Raw genomic sequence first — 18,300 nt, 5'->3', positions numbered from 1 at the left:
AACCATAGTATATGTTGACAAGCTTTTCGCCAAACTGCGTAATTGGTCGGAATTTGTCGTTTTAAATTCAGTCCTTTTGCTATATTGACAATTTGTTTTCGCTGAAGGAGGCGCCGAGATGTTGGATGTTCAAAATAATATTGATACAATAATCGAATTGCAGCAAAGCTTATACCTGACGGGCAAGACAAAAGACGCCGATTTTCGAATTGAAATGTTGATGCGCTTGAGAGATGCGATCAAATTGAATGAAGATAAAATTCATGAAGCCTTGAAGAAAGATTTAGGGAAGAGTCCTTTTGAAGCGTATGTAACTGAAGTAGGATTTGTTTTATCGAGTATTTCATTGATGATAAAAAACTTGAGAGAATGGATGAAGCCTGAGCAAGTGAAAACACCAGCCCATTTACAACCTGCAAAAAGTTTCATCGTACGCGAGCCATATGGTTCGGTATTAATCATCGGCCCTTTTAATTATCCTTTCCAATTAATAATGGATCCGTTAGTTGGAGCCATTGCAGCCGGTAATTGTGCAGTTGTTAAACCGTCAGAAGCTACTGTTCACACAACGACACTTATAAATGAACTATTAACGGAACTCTACCCATCCGATTTTATCCATGTCGTAAATGGCGGAATTGAGGAGACAAATGCTCTTATACACGCACCATTCGACTATATTTTTTTTACTGGAAGTGTAACGGTCGGAAAAATCGTCATGAAAGCTGCCGCTGAAAGACTTACTCCTTTAACGCTCGAGTTAGGTGGAAAAAGTCCTGTAATTGTTGATCAAACAGCGAATATAAAAATTGCAGCTGAGCGGATTGTTTGGGGGAAATTTCTTAATAATGGACAAACCTGTGTTGCGCCAGATTATATCCTTGTACATGAGACTGTGAAGGATAAGCTGATAAAGGAAATTGTCAATTGCATACGAGATTTTTACGGCGAAGAAGTTTCCGCAAGTGTGGATTACGGCAGGATTGTTAACTCCAAGCATTTTGATCGTTTGTCGGAGTTGATTCAAAAAGAGAAGAAGAATATTGTATTCGGCGGTAAAATGGATCGCGATGATTTATTCATCAGCCCGACGATTTTGGATAATGTCACTTGGTCGAATCCGTCCATGGAGGATGAGATTTTCGGACCTATCCTACCGATTCTAACTTATCAGAATTTAGGGGGAGTTATTCATAGAATTCAAAAATTACCGAAGCCGCTATCAGCTTACCTATTTAGTGAGAATACACAAGCACGGGAATACTTTTTGGGAAATCTCCCATTTGGTGGAGGTTGTATAAATGATACGATTTCCCATGTTGGTAACATTCATCTACCGTTTGGGGGAGTCGGCGCATCCGGTATGAACGCCTACCATGGCAAAGCAAGTTTTGATTTGTTCACCCATTCAAAATCAATTTTGAAGAAGAGTACGAAACTTTCTGTGCGTATGGGATTCCCGCCATATGGAAATAAACTTTCGCTTATCAAGCGAATCATTCGATAATTATACTGGGAAAAACCTGTTTTATTGTAGTAGTATAAGTATCATATAAAACGAAAAAGGGGATGTAGGGAATGTATCAATTTAATGAGGCAAGAACGACAGAGCTGTTAAAAAGATTAGTGGAAACACCAAGTCCTTCCGGTTTTACCGAAAAGGTGATGAAAGTAATCAGCGATGAATTTACGAATATTGGTGTCACTTACAAACGAACGAATAAAGGGGCAATTATCGCGACGGTTAAAGGGAAAGACGATTCCCGCCATCGATTATTGACGGCACATACTGATACACTCGGAGCAATGGTCAAAGAAATAAAGAGTAACGGAAGACTTAAGTTAGCGATGATTGGCGGATTTAATTGGAATGCTGTTGAAGGAGAGTATTGTCATATACATACAGCTTCCGGCAAGGAAGTTCGAGGGACAATCCTTATGCACCAAACTACAGTTCACGTATACCGCAACTCAGGTACTGCAGAAAGAAATGCAGACAATATTGAAGTTCGCATTGATGAAAAGGTGAAAAATGCAGCTGAAACGAAAGCGCTTGGCATTGAGGTGGGAGATTTCGTTTCATTTGACCCAAGATTTGAAGTGACTCCAAGCGGGTTTATCAAATCAAGACATCTTGATGATAAAGCGAGCACAGCGTTGTTGGTTGACCTCGTCCGTTCGGTAACGGAAAATGGGATTGAATTACCAAATACAACGCACTTCTATATATCGAACAATGAAGAGATCGGTTACGGAGGGAACTCCAATATCACGCCTGAAACAGTTGAATACATAGCTGTCGACATGGGGGCAATAGGAGATGGACAATCCTCGGATGAATACACAGTTTCAATTTGTGCAAAGGATTCGAGCGGTCCGTATCATTATGCATTAACAAGACATTTGACGGGTCTTTGTGAAAAAGGAAGCATTCCATTCAAGCTTGATATTTATCCATACTATGGTTCGGATGCGTCTGCTGCAATCCGTGCAGGATTCGATGTAAAGCATGCATTATTCGGACCGGGGATTGAATCGTCCCATGCACTTGAGAGGACACATGTCGACTCGTTAAAAGCGACAGCACAATTACTACATTCGTATATTACTTCAGACATGATGGATTGATTGGAGGCAGGTCATGGAAAGCGAATATTTATTCTCAAGCTTACCGATAAAGAAAGTGGAAGGGAATTTACCTGAAATTGTTACAGATCTTGCTGTGGATTCCCGTACTGTGAATGCTGGCGGCGTTTTTGTTTGTATTGAAGGTTTTACAGTGGATGGACATGCTTATGTGCAAAAAGCAATCGACCAAGGGGCGCGAGTTATTGTTGCGTCACGTGAAATCGAAGTGGATTTGGACAAGCAAGCAGTCGTCTATGTTGAAGATACCACAAGGGCAGTCGCCTTACTCGCACCGAGATTCTTTAATTATCCTTCCAAACAGATGACGATGATCGGTGTTACCGGTACAAACGGAAAAACAAGTGTCAGCAATATGCTGCACTCCATATTAAGTCATGTCGGCGAAAAGTCAGCTGTTACTGGAACGATTGGATTTAACTTGGATGGAGTGTTATATGAAACAGAAAACACTACAGCTGATGTATTGACGACCCAGCAGATGATCAATCAGGCGGCAAATGCAGCTTGCACAACAATGACGATGGAAGTTTCTTCACATGGCCTTATGGAAGGAAGATTGGCTGGTACGGAGTTCGATATTGCCGTGTTTACGAATTTATCACATGACCATTTGGACTTCCATAAGACTATGGAAAACTACGGCTACGCAAAAGGTCTATTATTTGCTCAGCTTGGACAAGATTTAAGTCAATCGAAATTTGGAATAGTGAATGTTGATGATCCTTGGGGTGGGCGAATGATGGAAATGACACCTTACCCTATTTTGACGTATGCAGTTCATAAAAATGCAGATTTTATGGCGAAAGACATTAAGTTAACTGTGGAAGGCACAACATTTACATTAGTGTCACCCGTGGGAGAGTTTGAAGCTTCCATGTCCCTAATTGGAGAGTTTAATGTCTATAACGCGCTTGCCGTCATTGCTGCGCTATTTGCAAAAGGGCTTGAAATGGAAGAAATTTTAGACGGGCTTGCTGTTATTCCGGCAGCGAAAGGTCGAATGGAAAAAGTGGAAACCGATATGCCATTGACGATTTATATCGATTATGCCCATTCTCCAGATGCAATAGAAAAGGCGATTCAAGCTGTTCTTCCATATAAAGATGCTGATAGCAAATTAATCTTTGTTATCGGGACAGGGGGAAATAGAGACAGACAGAAACGTCCAATCATGGCGGAGAAGGCTTCGATTTCGGATTATGTTATTTTAACGACTGATGATCCTCGTGATGAGCCATTTGAATCCATCCTTGCCGAATTGGAAGCAGGTATGAAACATGAACGCTATGCGTGCATAGGGGATCGGGAAGAAGCTGTCCGCCATGCTGTTTCAGTTGCTGATCCAGGAGACATCATTATTTTTGCAGGAAAAGGTCATGAAGATTTTCAAATTGTAGGCAGGGAAAAACTGCCGCATTCAGATGCAACAATCGCATTGGATGAGGCGAAGAAAAAGTTTGGCGAAGGTATTTTGGACAATTGAGTATGACGAAAAAGCTGTCTCTCGGGGCAGCTTTTTCTATTTTACATATAATGTTCTATTGACAAAGAAAAAAATGTTGAAATTGGCTCGTAATCTGTCTATGCTTATAAAAGCAGAAAAGAAGGAGTTCGTTTAAAATGCAAAGACCTATAAATGAAGAAATCGCATCCCGACGCACATTCGCAATCATTTCCCACCCAGATGCTGGGAAAACGACTATGACTGAAAAACTGCTTTATTTCGGTGGGGCAATTCGGGACGCAGGTACTGTAAAAGGTAAAAAGACTGGTAAGTATGCAACGTCCGACTGGATGGAAATTGAAAAGCAACGTGGAATTTCAGTTACATCATCGGTTTTGCAATTTGACTATGATGAGAAGCGCGTCAATATTTTGGATACACCGGGACATGAGGACTTCAGTGAAGATACGTACCGTACACTAATGGCTGTAGATGCCGCTGTCATGATGGTCGATTCAGCAAAGGGAATTGAACCTCAAACAATCAAGTTGTTCAAAGTTTGTCGAATGAGAGGCATTCCTATTTTCACGTTCATGAACAAGATGGACCGCCAAGGGAAAGAACCGCTTGAATTAATGGAAGAACTTGAGGAAGTTCTTGAAATTCAATCTTATGCCATGAACTATCCGATCGGTATGGGGAAAGAGTTTATCGGCGTATACGATCGATTCAATAATAGGATTGAACAAGCGCGTGTTGAAGGCGACAGTCATTACCTACCTTTGAATGAAGAAGGGGAGCTTGCAGTCGAGCACCCGATGACAGAAACGTCCTATTATAAACAGGCTATTGAAGATGTAATGCTATTGAATGAGGCTGGAAATAAATTTGATATTGAGCGTGTATCGAAAGGTGAGTTGACACCGGTATTTTTCGGTAGTGCATTGACTAATTTCGGTGTACAAACATTTTTGGAGACGTTTCTTCAATTTGCTCCACCGCCACAACCTCGTCAGACGAAGGAGGATCAGCAGGTCGACCCGCAATCTGAAGATTTTTCAGGATTTATCTTTAAAATTCAAGCGAATATGAATCCGGCTCACCGCGATAGAATTGCATTCGTTCGTATTGTATCTGGTGCCTTCGAAAGAGGAATGTCGGTTACTGTACCAAGGATTTCAAAGTCCTTTAAATTATCCCAGACAACACAATTCCTTGCGGATGATCGTGAAACTGTAAACGAAGCGGTTGCGGGGGATATAATTGGTCTTTACGACACAGGGAACTATCAGATTGGCGATACAGTAGTTGGGGGCAAGTTGAATTTCCAATTCGAAGCATTGCCGCAGTTTACTCCCGAGCTATTCGTACGAGTCACGGCAAAAAACGTTATGAAATCAAAGCACTTCCATAAAGGGATTCTTCAACTGGTCCAGGAGGGTGCCATTCAATACTATAAAACACTTCATACAGAAGAAGTTATCCTCGGCGCTGTCGGTCAACTTCAATTCGAAGTGTTCGAGCACCGTATGAAAAACGAGTATAATGTTGAAGTCAATATGGAGCATGTCGGTTCAAAAGTCGCTCGTTGGATTGAAAATGAAAGTGATGTTAAAGAGTCAATGACAGGTCAACGCTCCATGCTTGTAAAAGACCGTTATGACAATCTTGTCTTCCTATTCGAAAATGAATTCGCGCTCCGCTGGTTCGGAGATAAATATCCTGATATTAAGCTATATAACTTATTATAAGAACAACTGGAACCGGAAGGACTTACGTTTAAAAGTCCTCCCGGTTTTTTGTCGATGGCGGGCGAGAAAACGAGCAGTTGTGAAGAAGAACGAGCGGATTCAGATATAAACGAGCGGTACCACGTAAGAACGAGCGATTCCAGGAATAAACGAGCGGTTCCACGAAAGAACGAGCGGATTTAGGAATAAACGAGCGGTTTCACGAAAGAACGAGCGATTAACAAATAAAACAAGTGCCTATTGATATAAACAAGCACTGGTTGAAAAGATAGTAATATTAATTTGTAAAATGCATTTAGCGCGATATAGCAGATCAAAACACTAACCAAGTTTCCGCGGTTCAGCAATACGTCCATATGGTGCAAGGTTCTACGATAAAGGTAATTTAGTCTCGGGACGCAAGACAATATTGTATCTTGAACCTCTTCCGTTTCCAGTCAGTTCCGCCGACGATGTGGCCAGTAACCTTTTAGCTGTATGTCTGTCATTCAAGCGTGTGAAATAGCGGAATTCCTTGTTTGTGATATTTTCCCTTATTAACATTGACCAATCAAATAAAGCATTTTGGTGTTCCTTTTTCCCTGTGTGACCGCAGCTTGTACATCTCCATTTTTGATATTCCCACTTCATGGAAAGGCTACTGCAAATGGGGCAGAAAACACCTGTTTTTATATCGCTAAGATGGATATTATATTTATTTATTAAAGGAAACGGGTGGAATTCTTTGTGGTTTTTAACCATCTTTTGTGCTAATGAGTGGATTTTCGGTTTGTCAAGAATGCTTTGAGTAACCGATAATGTTCTAAGATGTGCGGCAACTTCGTAGGTAAACATGATGTCCATATTAGGGGGTTCCTCGATTATTAGTTCATTGTTATAAGCGAATGCAATTAATCCTTTTATTGGAATGTTGATTTTACGCTTTTTTAACCAACTATTCAGATGGAACATTTTTCTTTCCACTTCAACAATTGGATTTTTCAATGGCAGTCTTTTTCCGGTGGGATATTCCTTGATAAACTGTAAAGGGTTAGATTTAACAACGATCTTCTCCGCAATGTTCTTGACCTCCGAAATTACGATAAACGCTGGAGTAATCAATATGGAATCCATTTGGAAGAAAGTATTATCGTCGCAAAGTGTGACGTAATGCAATATAGCATGTGGAAAGTCGGGTTTGAATTCCGTTAAATACTTATCATATTGACTTTCACCCCCGAATCCGGCTTGTAAGTTGTACAATCTCTCTTCAATTCTTGTTCTTCTCTCATCTCCTTTCCCCATTCGTTTTAGCAATGCGATTAGTCCGTCAATTTCCATTGTCTTTGTTCTATTTTTTACTAACACATCATCACCTCCACTTCATTGTATCCAAACTTGTCGAATTTTGGAATAGTCTGATTGAAATTGTCGAAAGTATTAAAAAATACGGCGGTATGTTTGATACAAAATGGTTAACGTCACGCGGTAAACCCTTTTTACTAAACATCTAAAATATCGCGCCAAGTGCCTTTGTCAAAATAAAAACGTACTTCGTTGTATGATGAACGAGCGGATTCTGGAATACGAGCGGTTCCAGGAATAAACGAGCGGTTCCACGAAAGAACGAGCGGATCCAGGAATAAACGAGCGGTTCCACGAAAGAACGAGCGGATTTAGGAATAAACGAGCGGTTACACGAAAGAACGAGCGGTTCCAGGAATAAACGAGCGGTTCCACGAAAGAACGAGCGATTCCAGGAATAAACGAGCGGTTCCACGATAGAACGAGCGGATTCAGATATAAACGAGTACCTGCGCAGGGAAACGGTTGTATTTGGCGAAATATATATTGTAGTCCGCATTTGATGTTGGTTGTGAATTTCAATATGATGGATAGAGAGAGTTTTGTAAATGAAAGGAATTTTGCGAATGAAGATCAGTAATTTTTCCATACGAAGACCGGTTTTTACAATTGTTACGATGTTACTTGTCATCATTTTAGGGACAGTTTCCTTTTTCAAGATTCCTGTCACGTTAATACCAGAGTTAAATCCGCCTGTTGCAGTCGTCGTTACAAATTATCCGGGTGCTTCATCGACTGAGGTGAGTGAGAAATTAACGAAGCCACTTGAGGCGAGTCTATCCACTTCTCCTGGATTGAAATCAATGCAATCTTCATCACAGGAAGGTGCAAATTTCATTTTATTAATGTTCGATTGGTCTACAAAAATTGATGATGTTCAGTTGGATATTATGCAAAGGATTGACCAAGTTCCAGTACCGGAAGGAGCAAAAGCCCCAAGATTCATGAAGTTTGACCCTGCTCAATTTCCGGTCATTCAGTTGTCGCTTAGAACGAATGCTGAAGGGGCTGACATAAGGGAACTATCAGAACGTCTCGAGACGGAATTGCGCAGGACGAATGGCGTTGCCAGTGTAACCGTTTCAGGTAAATTGGTAGAAGAAGTCCAGGTAATATTAGATCAGAGTAAATTGGAAAGCAACGGAATGGTTCAATCGGATATTGTTCAGGCGATTCAGGCGAATAATGTATCCATGCCGGGTGAACCAATTGAAACGCAAGATGGAAAACAGCTGACTACAAGAATAATCAGTTCACTAACTTCTGTTACTGATATACAAAATATTACGGTCGGTACACACCCTTTGACTGGGAAGAAAGTAAAGATTTCTGAGGTTGGGAAAGTGGCATTACTTGAGGCGCCGGTATCTTCTGAAACAAGAGCGAATGATCAAAAGGCCGTGCTTATGTCGGTGCTTCAGGAATCAGGAGCTAATACAGCAACAGTATCTACCGCCTTTAAGAATGCATTGGATAAGTTGCTAAAACAAGATGAATTCAAGGATATTAAGGCTGATATTTTATTCGATCAAGGCGACTATGTGAAGCTTGCGATCGGTAATATCGGACAATCATTAATACTTGGTGGATTATTCGCGATGCTTGTCTTGTTCTTTTTCCTCAGGGGTATAAAGAGCCCGATTATTATCGGTGTAGCTATTCCATATTCAGTCATTGTTACATTTGTACTCATGTTTTTTGCGAATTTCTCACTGAATATAATGACTTTGGGAGCATTGGCGCTTGGTATAGGAATGTTGGTCGATAATGCGATTGTTGTGATCGAAAATATCGAACGGCATCTTGCAATGGGGAAAGACCGTGTAGATGCTGCGAGAGATGGTGCCAAGGAAATCAGTGGTGCAATAACAGCCTCAACATTAACAACACTTGCTGTTTTTGTTCCTGTGATCTTTATTAGTGGACTGATTGGACAGATTTTCACAGAATTCGCATTGACGATATCCTTTAGCCTATTTGCCTCGCTTGTAGTTGCTTTGACAGTTGTGCCGATGATGGCAAGCCGAATGCTGAATAAACCAAAGGGGAATATTGATGCAAGAAGGCGTCGTTCCAAGGCATTCAATAATTTTGAGCGATCAGTAAAATGGTCATTGAAGCATCGCGCATTTATTTTAATCATGACAGGTATCTTGCTTGTAGGAAGCGGCTTCGGATTATTCAAAGTCGGTACGGAATTCCTTCCGCCAACAGATGAAGGATTCTTCAGTATTTCCGTTAAGCTTCCAAATGGGTCCTCACTAACAGCAACAAATGAAGTCGTTAAAAGAATTGAGGATAAATTAAAGGAAGAAGAAGAAATAGAAGTTTATGTAAGTCTTGTAGGTGGAACACAGCAAAGCATGGCGCAAGGCAGCTCTAAAACAAACACTGCGGAAATGTATGTCAAATTAGTTCCCTTATCAGACCGGGGACGTTCGGTTTTCGAGTTCATAGATGATGTACAACCGGAAGTGCTTGAACTGGTAGGTGATGATGCCCGTGTAAGCTTTGACATGCAAACAGCAGCGGGTTCTAATCCAAATACATTATCATTTTCATTGAAAGACACGGATGAAGCGAGGTTGAAAAACGCAGTTGAGAAGGTTAATAATGAATTGCGTAAACTGGATTCAGTACTTAAGGTTACAAATAATCTTCAGGATACAATTGAGGAGATTCATATAGATGTGAATCGGGAGAAAGCCTCCGACCTTGGATTGGTTCCATACCAAATCGCTCAAACTGTAAACACAATAACAAGGGGTACTTTTGCATCGCAAATAGTTGATGAAAATGAAAAAGTAATCTCGGTTATCGTCAGGTATGATGAAAAATATCGAGACAGTATAGAGGCTTTAAATAAAATCAAATTAAGGACTCAAATGGGTAATTTTGTAGCACTAAAGGATGTTGCCACAATTTCAATTGCAGAAGGTCCTGTTTCAATCCGAAGGGTCGATCAAGCCCATTCGGTTACCTTTAATGTTAAGTATGTGTCATCCTTATCGATGGGTGATATGACTACGAAAGTAGAGGAAATGATCAATGGAATCGATATATCCGAAGAAACGGAAATGTCATATGGCGGCGACAGGGAGTTATTCGATAATGCCATTGATGATATGCTATTAGCCATCGCTCTTGCTGTCGTATTAGTTTACATCGTAATGGCTGCACAGTTTGAATCCTTTAAATATCCTTTCGTTATCATGTTCTCCGTGCCGTTGATGGTGATTGGCGTGGCGGCTGGATTATTGATAACATCGACACCAATAAGTGTTACAGCCATTATCGGTATACTTGTGCTTGTTGGTATCGTAGTAAACAATGGGATTGTCCTTGTCGATTATATAAATCAAAGGAAGGAAGCAGGGATGACTTCTTATGATGCAATCATCGCTTCTGTAAGGGATCGGGTCCGGCCTATTTTGATGACCGCATTAACTACTATTTTAGGTCTACTGCCTTTGGCGTTAGGCATAGGCGAAGGTACGGAAATGAATCAGCCGATGGGAATTGCGGTTATAGGTGGTCTGATCAGCTCAACGTTCTTAACGTTGTATATCGTTCCAATCATCTATAGCTTGTTTGATCAGCAGACAAGAAAACGTGCCATTGGGGGAAAACGGTAAAAGAACCTACCTTTTTTCTATCAATAAAAATTGTATTAAAGAATTAATGATGGTACAATTAAGCATAAGAATTCACTCAACAACATATTAGTTCTTTGACAGTTGTCAAAGGGGAGTAGCTATAGGGCAACCTATTTCATAGTCGTCAATACGTGGCAAGTGCCATCGGTTATGATAGCAGGATTATTCACGTCTGAATTTCTGACTTAGCGAGACCTTTGCCTTTTATTAGGTGAGGGTTTTTTTATTTGGTTTATTAAGGAGGAAATTAGTTGGAAGCAATATTATTGGAATACGCATGGGTACTTGTAGTATTGATAGCACTTGAAGGATTGTTGGCTGCAGATAATGCAGTTGTTATGGCTGTAATGGTAAAACATTTGCCAAAGGTACAACAGAAGAAGGCATTGTTTTACGGGCTTTTAGGAGCATTTGTCTTCCGTTTTGCAGCTTTGTTCATGATTACGTTCTTGGTGAATATTTGGCAAATACAGGCACTTGGCGCAGCTTATCTTTTATTCATATCCATCAAAAGCTTATTGGATAAAGGAAAAGGAGACCATGACGATTTAAAAAAACCACGCAAAAAATCCGGTTTTTGGATGACTGTGTTAAAGGTAGAGCTTGCTGATATCGCTTTCGCCCTCGATTCAATGCTTGCTGCGGTTGCATTGGCTGTTACCTTGCCAGAGCTTGGAGATTTTCATATCGGTGGAATAAACGGCGGCCAATTCACTGTCATGCTTCTTGGTGGAATTATCGGTCTTGTTATCATCCGTTTTGCAGCAAGACAGTTCGTTGTATTGCTTGAAAAATATCCATCCCTTGAAACAGCTGCATTCTTAATCGTCGGCTGGGTAGGTGTTAAATTAGTCGTTCTGACATTGGCACATCCGAACTTGCAAATTATCGATGAGGCATTCCCACATTCGACATTGTGGAAATTGATCTTCTGGATTGTACTTGCATCAATCGCAATTGGTGGTTGGATTACTGCAGTGGCGAAAAAGAAAAAATAATTGAATGGGGAAGGTTGGACATGATAAATGTGTCCAGCCTTCTTTTTTTGTTGTTTCCTTTCTTTTTACAGAGAAATTCTCTAAAATGGAAAGATGATTCCTTCATACAGAAAGGTATTGATGGCATGAAACTAACAAGGGAAAATTTGCATAGGTTTACACCTGCACAAATAATTGTCTTTTATTACTTTTTGGCAATTGGCTTTTCATTCCTTTTGTTGAATCTTCCTGGCGTTTATTTGCCGGGAGTGAAGGTTAGCTTCATTGATAGCCTGTTTACTGCGGTAAGTGCCGTTAGCGTAACCGGATTGACGCCAATAAGCATTGGTGGGACTTACTCCATCTTTGGCCTCTGCATGCTTATGCTCGTCCTTCAACTTGGTGGAATCGGGATTATGTCAATAGGTACGTTCTTCTGGCTTCTTGTAAAGAAAAAGATAGGGCTGCGTGAGCGCCAATTGATAATGGTGGATCATAATCAATATTCCTTGGCGGGAGTAGTACAGCTGATTCAACAGATTGTCGTAATCATCTTCTTGATAGAGGCAATTGGTGGAATCATTTTGACATTGTATATTATGAAGTTTTATGACAGCTTTAGCGAGGCGCTTTTAAATGGAATGTTCATGGCGGTATCAGCTACAACAAATGCGGGATTCGACATTACAGGCTCTTCGATGCATCCATACTTCGGTGATTATTTTATACAGACCGTAATTATGATCCTTATTGTATTAGGTGCTATCGGCTTCCCGGTGCTTATTGAAGTAAAGGCATTTTTTTCAAAAAAGGCACCGAATTTCAGGTTTTCCCTATTTACGAAGATTACAACAGTCACATTCGCTTTTCTACTTGTTTGGGGTGCAGTTCTCATTTTTGTGTTGGAATCATTTCATTCTTTCAAAGGTCTTGCGTGGCATGAAAGGATATTTGCGTCATTATTCCATTCAGTTTCTGCAAGATCAGCCGGTCTAACAACTTACGATATTACCCAGTTCAGCGATGCGACAGATATATTCATATCCTCTCTAATGTTCATTGGTGCTTCACCAAGTTCGGTGGGAGGGGGAATTCGGACAACTACTTTTGCGATAGCGCTTTTATTCCTTATCAATTTCGCACAAGGCAATAATGTCATCAATATATTTAAACGTGAGATCAAGTTAATCGATGTCTACCGTTCCTATGCGGTAATTTTATTAGCCGCAATGATGGTTATGACAGCATTGCTTATCTTGCTTATTACCGAGCCGGGCGTACCTGTTGTTGCATTGTTATTTGAGATAACATCGGCTTTCGGTACGTGCGGAATGTCACTCGGAATTACATCCGATCTGTCGATTATAGGGAAATCAATCATTATGGTACTGATGTTCATTGGTCGTGTAGGGTTGATTTCATTCCTTTACACATTAGGTGGTAAGACAAATAAAAGACCGTATTCATATCCGAAGGAACGCGTTATTATTGGATGAAAAAAGCATCTTTTCGATTCGTTAGAATCGGAAAGATGCTTTTTCGATTTAAGCATTCATTAATTTTTTTGCAAGAAAATGGAACTGGGGTTCTTGCCCGCGGCAGAAGAATGTAACGAGATAGCCATCTTCTTTGATAAACTCATTTTCATTTGTCTCATTCGGTCTAATAGCAACCGGTGTGATGAAGGTATGTTTACGGATATTTCTTTCGGTTAGCTTGGTAGGGGTTACTGTCCTCTCAAGCAGCTCAGCATCATTCAAAATCAATCGTTCAATACCAGTCAATGTATCAGCGTCAAAATCATCTTTCCACCAAATATGGCGCGGCTGGAATGTGTGGTGTGCAAGGTAGTCAATTTTCATTAGGCTCTGGACGATTTCCATATCCGCTTTTCCAAATTCCAATAGGAACGACTCGAGTCGTGTATACAAATCCTGTAGTTGATGGCCAATTCTTGACCATCCGCTCAATTCCCAAAAAGTACCGAATTCCTGGAAGAAGTCGAATGGTGTTTCAAACACTTCAGAAACAAGATATTCAATTGTTCTTGGCATACGATTATCATTCCAATATTTTTCAAGCACGTCTTCTGTTTGTTTAATACGAAGAATTTCATCAAATGTCAAAACGTTATTCGAAAGGATTTCATATGGTGCCTCATCGATATACGTATAGCCGTATTGTTCCGCTTGAATACGCAACCCAGTTCCTCTTAAAAGCTTAAGGAAACCTAATTGTAATTCTTCAGGACGCATAGCAAAAACATCGTTAAACGTTTTTCTGAATGAATCATAATCCTCTTCAGGTAAACCTGCGATTAAGTCCAGATGCTGTGCAATTTTCCCGCCCTCTTTAACCATTGTGACAGTTCGTGAGAGCTTTTCGAAATTCTGTCTCCTTTTAACAAGTTCATTCGTTAAATCATTTGTCGATTGGACGCCGATTTCAAATCGGAATAGTCCTTTCGGAGCGTTTTCGTTTAGGAAATTAATAACTTCAGGTCGCATAATGTCTCCGGTTATTTCAAATTGGAAGACAGTCCCTGGCAAATATTCATCAATTAAAAATCGGAACATTTCCATTGCGTAGCTACGGCTTATATTAAATGTTCGATCGACGAATTTAATCGTTTTGGCACCGTTTTTCATCAAGTACCGGATGTCGTCTTTAACCGTTTCTCGATTGAAATAGCGAACCCCTACTTCGATTGAGGATAAGCAAAATTGGCAGGAAAATGGACAGCCTCTGCTTGTCTCAATATACGTGACACGACTGCTAAGATGAGGGACATCCTCAGGGAATCTGAATGGGGAAGGGATCTCTCTTAAGTCGAGTTTTGGACCAGGTGCTGTGATTTTTAACTTGTCATCTATGTTGTAAGCGATCCCTTGTACTTCTGAAAGTTGAATTTTCCCCGCGTGATAGTCTAACAGCTGTTTAAAAGTTCGCTCACCTTCACCAATAGCAATGAAATCAATCTCTGGGACTTTTTCAAGCCATTTATCGTAGTCATACGTTACTTCAGGACCGCCCGCGACAATGACTAGTTCAGGATTTGTTTTCTTTAGTATCCGAATTACTTTAATAGATTCCTCGATATTCCAAATATACAAACTAAATCCAACAATTTTCGGTTTTTTCTGATGAATATCTGCTACAATGTTTAAAATAGGATCTTTTATCGTATATTCCGATAAAATCGGTTCATAATCGGGCATTACGTATGATTTCAAATACCTGATCGCAAGATTCGTGTGAATATATTTTGCGTTTAAAGTTGTAAGGACTATATTCATTTTATTTCTCCTTTTATATGTTACTAATTTCATATTTTTGTTCATTGAAATGGGTCTATATATACTATATAATTTATATTGACAATATGAAATAATCTGAATTAAGATGTTTTAATAAATTTTATGTAACGAATGAAATCTTGTCGTTTCTCATACTGTATTGGTAAAAGGCGCGGGAGGTATCAAATTGAACAGTGTTGATAAGATAAGAAAAAGTGTGTCGTTTTTATTGGACGATAGTTTTCGTCCGGGTGTAATCGTGCAATTAAATGGAGATATTTATTACGAAAATGAGCAATTTAAAGTGCACTTTGCGGCTAAAACTCGACAGAATATCGATGAAATCATTGACTCATCATCGATACATTCTTGGACAAGTTTTACGGAACGGTCTGCAAACTCACCCCATATTCTAATGGAAATGATACAGATGAATGTCTTATTTAATGAAAAGCATAAGATTGACGTACAGTTATTTTATCTGCCCGATATAAATAAAATCATTGCATTATTTGATATCCTTGAACCGCAAAAGATTCCCTCACTTAAAACGTACTTGAATGCATTCAAACAATCCGGTTCCTTTATGCTTTTAGTTGACCGAAAAGGGATTATTCGGGATGTTAATGAAATGCATACAATGTTTATTAACCAAACAAGTGAAGAATTGATCGGTGAACATATTTCTAAGGTTTTTTCATTGATTGATCCAGAAAATGCTCAGCAACTTCCCGATTACTTTGAACTCGCCGAGAAACAAGGTTGTGTCACGACGATTATAAAGTATCAAAAATCGACGGAGGATACACGATTTTATCATATTGTCTCGTATTATGACAAGGAAACGAAAATGTTTATCGTCCATATGTCGGATGCAACTGAAAAAGAAAACTTACAAGTTCAATTAGCTCATTCAGGTTCGCTTTCAGCTGTTGGCCAGATAGCAGCAAGTATTGCCCATGAACTTAGAAATCCAATTACGACATTAAAAGGATTTACGCAGTTACTAAAGGCGTCCGCTTCAGATGATTCAGTCCGATACATTTCTGTTATCGAGGATGAGATTGAAAGAATGGAATCAATTTTAGGTGAAATGCTTGTACTTTCGAAACCATCCAGAAAAAAGAAAATAGCTTTCTCTTTAGATCTGTTAATTGCCGATATGGTTGCGGTCATAAAACCTAAAGCGAATATGGAAGGTATTGAAGTTATCGAAAAAGTCGAATTGAACAATGTTCCTTTAATTTACGGTGATCCCGATAAGATTAAACAAGTGCTATTAAATTTGTATAAGAATGCGTTAGAGGCCATGAAAGAAGGGGGAATATTATCCACCCTTTTAGCCGAAGACGATGGAAGATTAAGCCTAATTGTTTCCGATACAGGTAAAGGAATGACAGATCATCAAGTGAGTCAAGTATTCATGCCGTTTTTCAGTTCGAAACCTGGGGGAACTGGTTTAGGTCTTCCTTTTGTCCTTAAAACAGTGGAAGATCACGGCGGTACGATCAAAGTGGAAAGCCGAGTGGACGTTGGCACACAATTCATATTGAGTTTTCCATTGATGAGCGACAGTAAACCGATTCCTTTGGAAAAAATACAATCCATTATATTATAACCTATTCATTTTGACACCTACCAAATATATTGGCTATAATAGTTACAAGTCTTTGACAGGAATACAAAAGGTGGATCCGATAAATGGGAAATGATACTGAAATCGCATTGAAGTTATTTATAGTGCTTTCGAGGGCAAGCAAGGTAGTCTCGGAAGAAGCAAATAAAATAATCGAATCATATGAATTGAACCCTACTGAATTTGCAGTGTTGGAGCTATTACATCATAAAGGTAGGCAGCCGATACAAAAGATTGGGCAAAAGATATTGCTCAGAAGTGGGTCAATGACATATGTCGTGGATAAGCTTGAAAAGAAGGGGTTATTGGAAAGGGTTTTTTGCCAAGAGGATAAAAGGGTCACATATATGTCCATCACACCAGCTGGTAAAGAATTGATTGAAAGAATATTTCCGTCCCATGAAGAAAAAATTCAAGATTTGATGTCCGTTCTTTCTAAGGAAGAGCAAGAGACAGCAATCGAACTTCTAAAAAAATTAGGATTATCCATTAAGAACTTATCATAAAAAAGCCGAACAGACGATTCTGTTCGGCTTTTTGTTATCCAGCTTCGGGCGGCGTTTATTATTTAATCGTTTGCCCCATGTTCAGAAAGTCTTTCTGATATTCCTCTTCAGGTGTGTCAAAAAGGGTAAGTCGGATGACCATATTATCCTTTTCGAATAGGACACCTGTAACAGGACCAGTCTCAGTATCCACTTTAAATGCTTTTACGTTTTTTATTTCTTTCTCACTTGGGTTTGCAAAAACATCTTGCACCTCTTTTGGTTCTTCGCCGTTGCTAGAAGCAATTAAAACTTCTTGCATATTGTCTAATAAATATTCATATGTCTCTTCCTCTGCAACCTGCGTTTCAATACGCATAAAGGCAGAAGGGTTTTCTTCTGAATATAAGCTATCCCGTCCAGGCTCTTCGCTTGTAAGCTTATAGGTAGGCAATACATACATCGAGAAAGGTTGCGCATCACTATCAGTCAAAATGGCCTCTGACATGTCCTCATTAACGATGCTTCCCTGATCAGTTGCTGTTTCGTCGGAAACTTGCTCTGAATTGTTTGGGTCTGTGTTTTCACTCGGTTTTGTATCGCTATTTGTACATGCGGAAAGTAGAACCGCTGTTGCAAATCCAGTACATAAAAGTTTCCAATTTACTTTCACTACTATCCCTCCTCATTTCCTATTTAGACGGTTGTAGGAAAAAAATGTTTCATTCATCGCTTCCATGGATGATTGTATAACGTTTGTGGTTGATGACAGTCTTTTCTTCTAGTTCCAATTCGTTGAAGTTCTCCATATATGTCAAGTCAACAATTACTGAGTTTTCATTCACCTTCTCAACGATTCCTTGCAGCCCATCTTTGAATTCTATAATATTTCCAACTTCCGCAATTTTCATAGCGAAACAGCTCCTTTAATTGATTACTTCAACTAACATGCAGTGGAAAATCTGCAATGCAAGAAGTTTCACCTTATAGTGTGCAATAAAAAAACTATAACGTAAAGTCTTTCCTATTAAAATAGAATTTTTTTATTTGTTCAAGATATCT

13 protein-coding genes are annotated in these 18,300 nt (G+C 39.6%); 9 read left to right on the top strand and 4 right to left on the bottom strand.

Features of this window, described 5'->3' with window-relative positions; all coding sequences use genetic code 11:
* Positions 1 to 118 precede the first annotated feature (118 nt).
* From ACFPZG_RS10715 to ACFPZG_RS10700, 4 genes are all read left to right on the top strand, one after another.
* Complete coding sequence (locus tag ACFPZG_RS10715) at positions 119 to 1,507, top strand: aldehyde dehydrogenase (RefSeq protein WP_283731570.1); 1,389 nt, start codon at positions 119 to 121, stop codon at positions 1,505 to 1,507.
* A 71-nt stretch (positions 1,508 to 1,578) separates the two neighbouring features.
* Positions 1,579 to 2,628 carry a M42 family metallopeptidase gene (locus ACFPZG_RS10710; protein ID WP_317940184.1) on the top strand — a complete coding sequence of 350 codons (1,050 nt, stop codon included), beginning with the start codon at positions 1,579 to 1,581 and terminating at the stop codon, positions 2,626 to 2,628.
* A 13-nt stretch (positions 2,629 to 2,641) separates the two neighbouring features.
* Positions 2,642 to 4,132 (top strand): UDP-N-acetylmuramoyl-L-alanyl-D-glutamate--2,6-diaminopimelate ligase, encoded by a 1,491-nt coding sequence (locus ACFPZG_RS10705; RefSeq protein WP_317940183.1) that lies wholly within the window; start codon positions 2,642 to 2,644, stop codon positions 4,130 to 4,132.
* Positions 4,133 to 4,269: 137 nt separating this feature from the next.
* Positions 4,270 to 5,844, top strand: coding sequence for a peptide chain release factor 3 (locus ACFPZG_RS10700; protein ID WP_317940182.1), 1,575 nt, complete (start codon positions 4,270 to 4,272; stop codon positions 5,842 to 5,844).
* A gap of 369 nt (positions 5,845 to 6,213) precedes the next feature.
* On the opposite strand, the gene ACFPZG_RS10695 is transcribed toward ACFPZG_RS10700, so the two are convergent.
* Positions 6,214 to 7,191 (bottom strand): nuclease-related domain-containing protein, encoded by a 978-nt coding sequence (locus tag ACFPZG_RS10695; protein ID WP_283731571.1) that lies wholly within the window; start codon positions 7,189 to 7,191, stop codon positions 6,214 to 6,216.
* A 563-nt stretch (positions 7,192 to 7,754) separates the two neighbouring features.
* On the opposite strand from ACFPZG_RS10695, the gene ACFPZG_RS10690 reads away from it, so the two are divergent.
* The 3 genes from ACFPZG_RS10690 to ACFPZG_RS10680 all read left to right on the top strand — a co-directional run bounded on the left by ACFPZG_RS10690 (position 7,755) and on the right by ACFPZG_RS10680 (position 13,317).
* Positions 7,755 to 10,823 (top strand): efflux RND transporter permease subunit, encoded by a 3,069-nt coding sequence (locus ACFPZG_RS10690; RefSeq protein WP_317940181.1) that lies wholly within the window; start codon positions 7,755 to 7,757, stop codon positions 10,821 to 10,823.
* 272 nt (positions 10,824 to 11,095) lie between these two features.
* On the top strand, positions 11,096 to 11,842 hold the full coding sequence (locus ACFPZG_RS10685; RefSeq protein ID WP_283731573.1) for a TerC family protein: 747 nt from the start codon (positions 11,096 to 11,098) through the stop codon (positions 11,840 to 11,842).
* A gap of 125 nt (positions 11,843 to 11,967) precedes the next feature.
* Positions 11,968 to 13,317, top strand: a complete 1,350-nt coding sequence (locus tag ACFPZG_RS10680; RefSeq protein WP_317940180.1) for a TrkH family potassium uptake protein — start codon at positions 11,968 to 11,970, stop codon at positions 13,315 to 13,317.
* A 48-nt stretch (positions 13,318 to 13,365) separates the two neighbouring features.
* Here ACFPZG_RS10680 and ACFPZG_RS10675 read toward each other — a convergent pair whose 3' ends face one another.
* Complete coding sequence (locus ACFPZG_RS10675) at positions 13,366 to 15,117, bottom strand: B12-binding domain-containing radical SAM protein (RefSeq protein WP_317940179.1); 1,752 nt, start codon at positions 15,115 to 15,117, stop codon at positions 13,366 to 13,368.
* A gap of 187 nt (positions 15,118 to 15,304) precedes the next feature.
* On the opposite strand from ACFPZG_RS10675, the gene ACFPZG_RS10670 reads away from it, so the two are divergent.
* Together ACFPZG_RS10670 and ACFPZG_RS10665 are read left to right on the top strand one after the other, a co-directional pair.
* The gene (locus tag ACFPZG_RS10670; RefSeq protein WP_317940178.1) at positions 15,305 to 16,735 is read left to right on the top strand and encodes an ATP-binding protein; all 1,431 of its coding nucleotides are present in this window, start codon (positions 15,305 to 15,307) and stop codon (positions 16,733 to 16,735) included.
* A gap of 83 nt (positions 16,736 to 16,818) precedes the next feature.
* Positions 16,819 to 17,259, top strand: coding sequence for a MarR family winged helix-turn-helix transcriptional regulator (locus ACFPZG_RS10665; protein WP_283731577.1), 441 nt, complete (start codon positions 16,819 to 16,821; stop codon positions 17,257 to 17,259).
* Between the two features lie 58 nt (positions 17,260 to 17,317).
* Here the strand turns inward: ACFPZG_RS10665 and ACFPZG_RS10660 are convergent, their stop codons facing one another.
* Together ACFPZG_RS10660 and ACFPZG_RS10655 are read right to left on the bottom strand one after the other, a co-directional pair.
* Positions 17,318 to 17,911 (bottom strand): hypothetical protein, encoded by a 594-nt coding sequence (locus ACFPZG_RS10660; RefSeq protein ID WP_317940177.1) that lies wholly within the window; start codon positions 17,909 to 17,911, stop codon positions 17,318 to 17,320.
* A gap of 49 nt (positions 17,912 to 17,960) precedes the next feature.
* Positions 17,961 to 18,149: a YkvS family protein gene (locus ACFPZG_RS10655; protein ID WP_283731579.1), complete on the bottom strand. Its 189-nt coding sequence runs from the start codon at positions 18,147 to 18,149 to the stop codon at positions 17,961 to 17,963.
* Positions 18,150 to 18,300: the final 151 nt, after the last annotated feature.

Source organism: Sporosarcina thermotolerans, assembly GCF_042658975.1.
Classification (GTDB): domain Bacteria; phylum Bacillota; class Bacilli; order Bacillales_A; family Planococcaceae; genus Sporosarcina; species Sporosarcina thermotolerans.
This window is presented reverse-complemented; position numbering and strand designations above follow the sequence as displayed.